This is a genomic window from Chamaesiphon sp. VAR_69_metabat_338 (genome assembly GCF_031423935.1).
Classification (GTDB): Bacteria; Cyanobacteriota; Cyanobacteriia; order Cyanobacteriales; family Chamaesiphonaceae; genus Chamaesiphon.
Genome location: NZ_JANPGM010000470.1, coordinates 1 through 6,348 on the forward strand (window position 1 = coordinate 1; position 6,348 = coordinate 6,348).

Here is a 6,348-nt window from a genome sequence, read left to right on the forward strand (position 1 = left end):
GGGGGGGAAAGATCCGGAAGTCTCCCTTTTTAAGGGGGATTTAGCGGCGTTTTTAAGGGGTTCCCCCCGAATAAAAAAACGACAAGACAGGGGGATTCACACCAAATTCGCTTCTCACCAAAGATGTGTATACACGGTAGCTTCAAAAGGGGGGAACCGACCTCTTAGTCCCCCTTTTCAAGGGGGATTTAGGGGGATTTTCTAGGGTTTGAGCTTAACAAAATTGAGTTTTCAGTCATCCTCTAAGCCCCAAATCGTGAAGCACTTTAACGGTTTTTGAGGCTGCGCCAAAGTTCTTTAAGTTGCTGCTTAATCGCGCCCTCCTTGCGGGCAGCGGTGGAGCCAGCTCTGGCAAAGCGATCGCTCGTAGCTGCTTGCTGGCGATCTAGAGGAATCTCCCCCGTCCGTTCGACTTCGGCTCTGGTCTTGGCATACCAGCTCTTCTTGTCTGCTATTTGCCGTTCGACCTGACCTTTGATCTGGCCGTAACGATCGCCGTAACGCAACTCCAATTGACGATCGATGTCGCTCAGCCGTGCTTTGAGCTTTGCGGATTGTACTTGCAGTGAGGCAAAGATTGAAACGATCGACATAATTCGCACTCCTGTGGCGATGCAATTGTTTGAGCTTTCTCGATAGTGCTAGCGTGCCGCGAACTGCTTACTCACGATCGGGCATGTTGTTCATGCGGGGATTGCGATGGCCGACTGCCGAACCTATTAAGGAAGACAGCAAGCCTAACAGGGAACCCAAGACGAACGACCAACTAACTTTAGATGTATTCTCAGCAATCTGCCGAGTTTGTTGAGCGGTAATGTCTGGGGTTTTGGACGCAACTTGACCGGGAGTCGTCGGCACGACTGTGGGGTTGACCTGACGCACTTGATTGATGACACTTCCAGCATTGGAAGCAGCTACCCCAAAGGCACCAGAAACACCACTAGACAGCAACCACGCGCTTAGGGCTAACATCGATGCCCACAGGATCGCACCATTTAATAGAGCTGTATTGCGGCTCATTCGTCCGGCAGTCCGGGCTGCCGTCCAGCCGCCAGCAAATAGCGAGATCAATAAACTGACAATCGACCAAATCCCGATATTGGTACCAACACCGCCAGCGTCAGTCCGAGGGGCACCAGAATCACTAAGTGCTCCAGCTCCAACGGCTACGCCCAACGCGCTCAAGACTAATTGGGTGCTCAAGGCTACGACCAATCCCGCAATAATCGGCCCCCAACGGACTTGGTCGTGATAGTTGGCCGCCACTACAGGTAATGTGCGTTCGCCAATATAATCATTCGGTCTATCTACGTAAGCCATGATAATTCTCCAGAAGTTGTAAGGTGAGGGGAATATGCATCCTGAAATTATTCAAGCGTAACGATCGGCAGTAGCGCGCTCGGGTCATTCCCAATGGGATCGAAAAGTAAGCTGTGCGAGCACTTTGGATTTGTAACTAGAAATGTGAATCGATCGATTACTTAGCCATTTTTGAGTTTGTCGATCGCTTTTTCTGCTTGTTTGACCACGGGTAACTTAGTATCGCTAGAGCGATGCATGGTATCGCGATCGGCAGCATTGGGCTGGACTTCATTGAGAGCACCCTGAGAGCGTTCTTCGATCGATTCGAGCGAATTCGCCGGGTTCTTCAATGCTTCTTTCGATTGTTCTTCAATCTGATTTAATTGCTCTACACCCTTGGTGGGCGCACTCTGACCTGCGAGTGCAGGGAAGCCACTACCAACAAACAGGACAGCAGCAAAGAACACGGCCAAGAGCGTCTGAATGGGGCGGACGAATGACACCACTTTGGAAATGTATTTCATACTAAACTCCTCTGAAACTAAGGGACATAAACTCAACTAGAACCAAGCGGTGCGATCGCTAGCACTAGATATTTCTACGTGCGACTAAACCGTAAAGATAAATCGCGATAATGGCACCTAGTACGGCAACAAACACGCCCGGAATACTCAATCCAGGTGCTGCCAATTGCAGCGTGCCCGTCTGGATAAAGGTGTGTAACGTCCCGCCAATGAAGGCACCAATCACACCTAAAAGTAGCGTTGATAACCAGCTACCGCCTTGATCTCCAGGTACGATCGCTTTGGCGATCGCGCCTGCTAATAAACCTAAAACTACCCAAGCAATAATATTCATGGTGAGACTCTTTTATGTGGGACGATAATATTAATTTAGCAGTCACGCTGGTTAAACCCTTTCCCTCAAGTGGAGGAACTCTCGATCGGTCGCTAGCGTCAATGGATAGAGATCCACTAGTCGATATTGCGCGCCAAAAAATCAATCGAGTGACAAATATTACTACCTGTCTGACTCGATGATTTATGGCAATTTAGATGCTAAAGTCACTCGCTCGATCGATTAGATGTCGATCGAAATCAGTCGCGAATCGATCGCTTAATTCATGCTGCCAGATTTAGCCAAAGCGCGAATTACATTATCTTTAACCATTAATTGGCGGAAGGCTTCGAGCAGAAATTCCTGAGCGCGCTCTGGACTTAATTCTTTGACTTGTTGAGAATATTTTGCTAACGAAAACTGTTGTTCGAGACTGAGTTCTAATGCTAATATATCCACGATTTTGACCTAAATAGTAAGTGGAACAACCGCGCGAAGTAGAGATGAACATAGGGACGACGATCTCGCGGTAACTGGTGCAGTCGCGATCGTCGCCAAGAGCCAGTTGCTACGATTGAGGCGACCCTGATGCCGCCATGGAAGCTGGATGCCGATCTGGATCGATGACGTACCAATCTTGAATCCCGCACTTAGTCAAAGTTGCTGCGGCGCGATCGATGTCAGCAGCCGATCCTTCAACAATGACCAAATAATTGCCAGCCGCTACGCGCCCCTCATAGAGGCTAGCGTGCTCGTCCGGAATTCCCAAACCGACTAAACCGCCGACTAGACCCCCAGCCGCCGCACCAATCGCGCCGCCAGAAGCCGCCGTTGCTAGCGCGGTTGCCGTTGCCCCAACCAACATTAACGGGCCGACACCAGGTAGTGCCAAGCTGCCTACGCCTACTAATAAACCAGTTAGGCTCCCGAAGGCAGTTCCGGCGATCGCGCCATTTTTGGCCGTTTCTTTCGGTCGATCGTCATCGGAATGTAGATCGCCTAGCTCGGTGATACTTGCAGTAGTTTTAGCACCAGCAGTGGTGGTTTGACCGTCGAGATCCCGACCGATCAGGGACACTTCTGCCATCGTAAAGCCGCTGGCTTTTAATTCGGTGAGGGCAGATCCCGCAGTCTGGTAGTCGGCAAAACTGCCGACGGCACGTTGTTGTTGCATCATAGTTCACTCCTAAAAATCGATCGCTAATCTAACTAGACAATTATTTGGGTTGTGCTGATTCGGGAATATCACCAGGCGTTTCATAGTACATTTCTGGTTCGATTCCAAAATTATCGACTAGTCCTTCTTTATCGACTGTAAAACCGGCAGTTGTATCTAAACTTTCCGATCCAGGGGGATGCTTGGGCAATCTTTTAAAGTTTTCGCCCTCACGCTCTTGCCGAGCTGCTGTCTCCGCTGGAATGATATGCGGATCGTAGCTGTCAGGAGTGTGTCGATCGTACTGTTCGGCATCTGCCAGTTGTTGAGCCGCGATTTCATCGACCGATTTGGCAGTGGAATTTTGCTGGGGTTTATTAATTGTCATGATATTTGTCGTTAGTAAACTGATAAATAAAAAATCGATCTTGGATACTTTTTGTATTAATCAAATGTTATCAAATCTACCGGTTCAATCCATCTGCTAAACGAATCATCTCTGACTAGCTCGATCGGCCTAGCGTAAGTTACCAAACTAAAATCTTTTTACCTCGATCGATAGATAGATCTGCCTACAATCTAGACTCGGCCACCTTAGCGAAAATAAGTATTGGCGCGGAGGATTTCTTCCTCGCCAAAATAGACAGCGATCGAGTGAACGCCTAAAATCAGCCAAGCATGTTGGCATAAATCTTCTAATTCATCGACCAAATCGTCTACGATCGCTGAATTAGGGCAATGAACTGCCAACATTTCGCCAGCATCGATTTGAATCAAACAATGTGGCAAAGTCGCCGCAAACAAGTGGAGAAGACGTTCGACCCGAAAATGCATCAGTGTATTTAGATCGTCAACATTAATTTCAGTGAGTAACATGGGCAAACTCCTGCTCGTAATTAGGTGATTGGGTGCCGAGCTGTCTGTCCCAAAAAGTAAAGTACAGCCCTTAATGTAATGCGGTTTGATGGTGGTGAATATCGTGGTGAATTGCGATCGCGGCTAGTGCGATACCAGCACCATTACGGGTTTGAACCTCTCCATCTGGCAAATCTGCAATGTGTGTTCGCCAATTATTATTTGTAACCAAATCTTATCAGTTGGGCACAAATACTACTTTCTACCAAGTGGAGTAATTGTTGAGATCCCTCAGCGTCAATGGATAGAGGGACGGGGGGACTTGGCGAAATTGGAACGCAGTTCCACTTTTCCCGATCCGCCCCCCGCTTAAGAAGACTTAGCAGAGCAATAGTCGCTACAATCGATCGCGTCTTCATTTAAGGCTTTATACGGATGAACGGTACACTTGAGATTATATTCACCCGTAAAAAATACACAGCGATCGCAGGGGATTTGGTGCAATCTCTTGAGGTGCTGCCAGTCTTTGTGCAGTGTTTTGACAGCCGCTCGTAGATAATAGAATAATGCCAGTAACATGCCCGCCACAAAGGCTATTTTGTAGAGATAGGGCAGCATCTGAAGAAAAGTGGACACGAACATGATGAGTTATGGAAAGAGAATTTAACAGGCTACAGTCGATGCAGCTAACGGACATAATTCGATCGCGCCGATCGAACCTGGTTGCTCTAAACTAGAACCGTACAAATCTACATAGCGTTTGAATAGTTTCATGGTGTCTCGATTGGAAACCCCGATCGACTTAACCCGCCGGTACAGATTGGCATTAGCTAGTTTGTAGAGGTAGGGCAGGTCTTCCACCAAGGTCACACAAGCCGCACAGTGAAAAACTAGTTGCAGAATTGGCTTGGGAACTTCCAAATCGCTATAAATATCAATAAACAACTTGTGCGCATTGTCACCAAGTGGTAAGATATTAAAAAGAATAATAATCTTGCAGTTGTTATAGACTGGAATTGCCAATTCGATCGTGTAAGGTGTATGCAGAGTTAATTCTGCCTCAACGATCGGTTGTCTCCACATTCTTAACACATTAATCGATTGATTGAGAGACGTTTTAAATCTCACGCTACCGCCACTAGTTGTCTCTTCAAACTGACTGACATTACCAACTTTCAAACCTTTGAGGCTGAGGTTGTGGACTTGCTCCAGATGCTTCAAATTTAACAGATGGTAGACTTGACACAGATAGGGAATCGGCAAGGTATATTCTTGACTGATCTTGTGATATTTTTTGAGCTGGAGCATTCTCGCCTTGGTCTTGTGGAAATAACCTTCATGGGGCGGCGCGATCGATGAGAGTTGGTAGTACTTAAGGGTACTCATGCTCTTGACGTTCAAACTATCGATTTCGATCTGGCTAGAGTTCATATGTCAAATTTCCTACACGAGTGTGTTAAATATTTGAAGCTGTGGGCTGGTATGCGTTAAGATCCGATCGACGAGCTGTTGATGCCTGTTAAATAGCATCACGATCGATAGTTAGGAAGATTGAGGGCTAGCTCCAATATGAGTACCTGCCGCACGAGCGCGCGCAGTCGATGGTGAATCTCTACTTGTTTGTAAAGACCCGCGCCCAATATTCAGAGAATTTGAGACAAGAAAGGGTGTCAGGCTATAAGTCCGACACCCTTTCCCAAATAATGTAGGTTGCCGTTGGCTCGACTAACTAGGCTGCATTTGGCACTGAGTCGAGTTCGGCAGCATCCTGTGCCTCGGTGGCACCGTTGGTGGGATGTTCGCGATCGAATTTTGTCTAGGAGACAGCGATAGCAAATACTAATCAGCCAAATACAGGTTTGGCAAGGACATCTGCGCCCCAGGAAAACAATCGCAGCCGCAGCATATTCTTAACTAACGAGTTGAATTGACTAGAAGTCAATAACTGGAATGTCGAAACTCGATTGGGAAAATCATCGTTACCCAGTGTTGCTCTAAGCAAAACAGAATCTGGTTTGGTAAAAACTGCGATCGGGTAGTTTATGCTCAGCTGAGGAATGGTAAACCGATCGAATGGCGATGCCTTAACTAAATAGCCACATCGCTGAGGCAGGTATGGAGCTAATTTAGAGAAAGCGATGAGGGAAAGCTTTCTCTAAACTAAAACCGCGTGACGATCGTCTGGTAGAGATAGTTAC

The 6,348-nt window shown here is 47.3% G+C and carries 11 protein-coding genes; all 11 read right to left on the reverse strand.

Annotated features, from left to right (window positions below; genetic code table 11):
* Positions 1-266 precede the first annotated feature (266 nt).
* The 11 genes from RMO84_RS13000 to RMO84_RS13050 all read right to left on the reverse strand — a co-directional run bounded on the left by RMO84_RS13000 (position 267) and on the right by RMO84_RS13050 (position 6,152).
* Complete coding sequence (locus RMO84_RS13000) at positions 267-593, reverse strand: hypothetical protein (RefSeq protein WP_310488877.1); 327 nt, start codon at positions 591-593, stop codon at positions 267-269.
* Positions 594-660: 67 nt separating this feature from the next.
* On the reverse strand, positions 661-1,320 hold the full coding sequence (locus tag RMO84_RS13005) for a hypothetical protein (protein ID WP_310488878.1): 660 nt from the start codon (positions 1,318-1,320) through the stop codon (positions 661-663).
* A gap of 161 nt (positions 1,321-1,481) precedes the next feature.
* On the reverse strand, positions 1,482-1,826 hold the full coding sequence (locus RMO84_RS13010) for a hypothetical protein (protein ID WP_310488879.1): 345 nt from the start codon (positions 1,824-1,826) through the stop codon (positions 1,482-1,484).
* 64 nt (positions 1,827-1,890) lie between these two features.
* Entirely contained in the window at positions 1,891-2,160 is a 270-nt protein-coding gene (locus RMO84_RS13015) for a GlsB/YeaQ/YmgE family stress response membrane protein (protein WP_310488880.1), read from the reverse strand.
* 258 nt (positions 2,161-2,418) lie between these two features.
* Positions 2,419-2,598 carry an NblA/ycf18 family protein gene (locus RMO84_RS13020; RefSeq protein ID WP_310488881.1) on the reverse strand — a complete coding sequence of 60 codons (180 nt, stop codon included), beginning with the start codon at positions 2,596-2,598 and terminating at the stop codon, positions 2,419-2,421.
* Between the two features lie 109 nt (positions 2,599-2,707).
* The gene (locus RMO84_RS13025) at positions 2,708-3,316 is read right to left on the reverse strand and encodes a signal transduction histidine kinase (STHK), LytS (protein ID WP_310488882.1); all 609 of its coding nucleotides are present in this window, start codon (positions 3,314-3,316) and stop codon (positions 2,708-2,710) included.
* Between the two features lie 40 nt (positions 3,317-3,356).
* Complete coding sequence (locus tag RMO84_RS13030; RefSeq protein WP_310488883.1) at positions 3,357-3,683, reverse strand: hypothetical protein; 327 nt, start codon at positions 3,681-3,683, stop codon at positions 3,357-3,359.
* Positions 3,684-3,889: 206 nt separating this feature from the next.
* Positions 3,890-4,171 (reverse strand): hypothetical protein, encoded by a 282-nt coding sequence (locus tag RMO84_RS13035; protein ID WP_310488884.1) that lies wholly within the window; start codon positions 4,169-4,171, stop codon positions 3,890-3,892.
* Positions 4,172-4,519: 348 nt separating this feature from the next.
* Positions 4,520-4,792 carry a hypothetical protein gene (locus RMO84_RS13040; protein ID WP_310488885.1) on the reverse strand — a complete coding sequence of 91 codons (273 nt, stop codon included), beginning with the start codon at positions 4,790-4,792 and terminating at the stop codon, positions 4,520-4,522.
* A 21-nt stretch (positions 4,793-4,813) separates the two neighbouring features.
* Entirely contained in the window at positions 4,814-5,581 is a 768-nt protein-coding gene (locus RMO84_RS13045; protein ID WP_310488886.1) for a hypothetical protein, read from the reverse strand.
* 412 nt (positions 5,582-5,993) lie between these two features.
* Positions 5,994-6,152, reverse strand: coding sequence for a hypothetical protein (locus RMO84_RS13050; RefSeq protein WP_310488887.1), 159 nt, complete (start codon positions 6,150-6,152; stop codon positions 5,994-5,996).
* Between the last annotated feature and the right edge of the window lie 196 nt (positions 6,153-6,348).

Bases quoted from the DNA above. Each gene is read 5' to 3' on its own strand.
- RMO84_RS13000 (WP_310488877.1), bottom strand. From the start codon at position 593: ATGTCGATCGTTTCAATCTTTGCCTCACTGCAAGTACAATCCGCAAAG.
- RMO84_RS13005 (WP_310488878.1), bottom strand. From the start codon at position 1,320: ATGGCTTACGTAGATAGACCGAATGATTATATTGGCGAACGCACATTA.
- RMO84_RS13010 (WP_310488879.1), bottom strand. From the start codon at position 1,826: ATGAAATACATTTCCAAAGTGGTGTCATTCGTCCGCCCCATTCAGACG.
- RMO84_RS13015 (WP_310488880.1), bottom strand. From the start codon at position 2,160: ATGAATATTATTGCTTGGGTAGTTTTAGGTTTATTAGCAGGCGCGATC.
- RMO84_RS13025 (WP_310488882.1), bottom strand. From the start codon at position 3,316: ATGATGCAACAACAACGTGCCGTCGGCAGTTTTGCCGACTACCAGACT.
- RMO84_RS13030 (WP_310488883.1), bottom strand. From the start codon at position 3,683: ATGACAATTAATAAACCCCAGCAAAATTCCACTGCCAAATCGGTCGAT.
- RMO84_RS13035 (WP_310488884.1), bottom strand. From the start codon at position 4,171: ATGTTACTCACTGAAATTAATGTTGACGATCTAAATACACTGATGCAT.
- RMO84_RS13040 (WP_310488885.1), bottom strand. From the start codon at position 4,792: ATGTTCGTGTCCACTTTTCTTCAGATGCTGCCCTATCTCTACAAAATA.
- RMO84_RS13045 (WP_310488886.1), bottom strand. From the start codon at position 5,581: ATGAACTCTAGCCAGATCGAAATCGATAGTTTGAACGTCAAGAGCATG.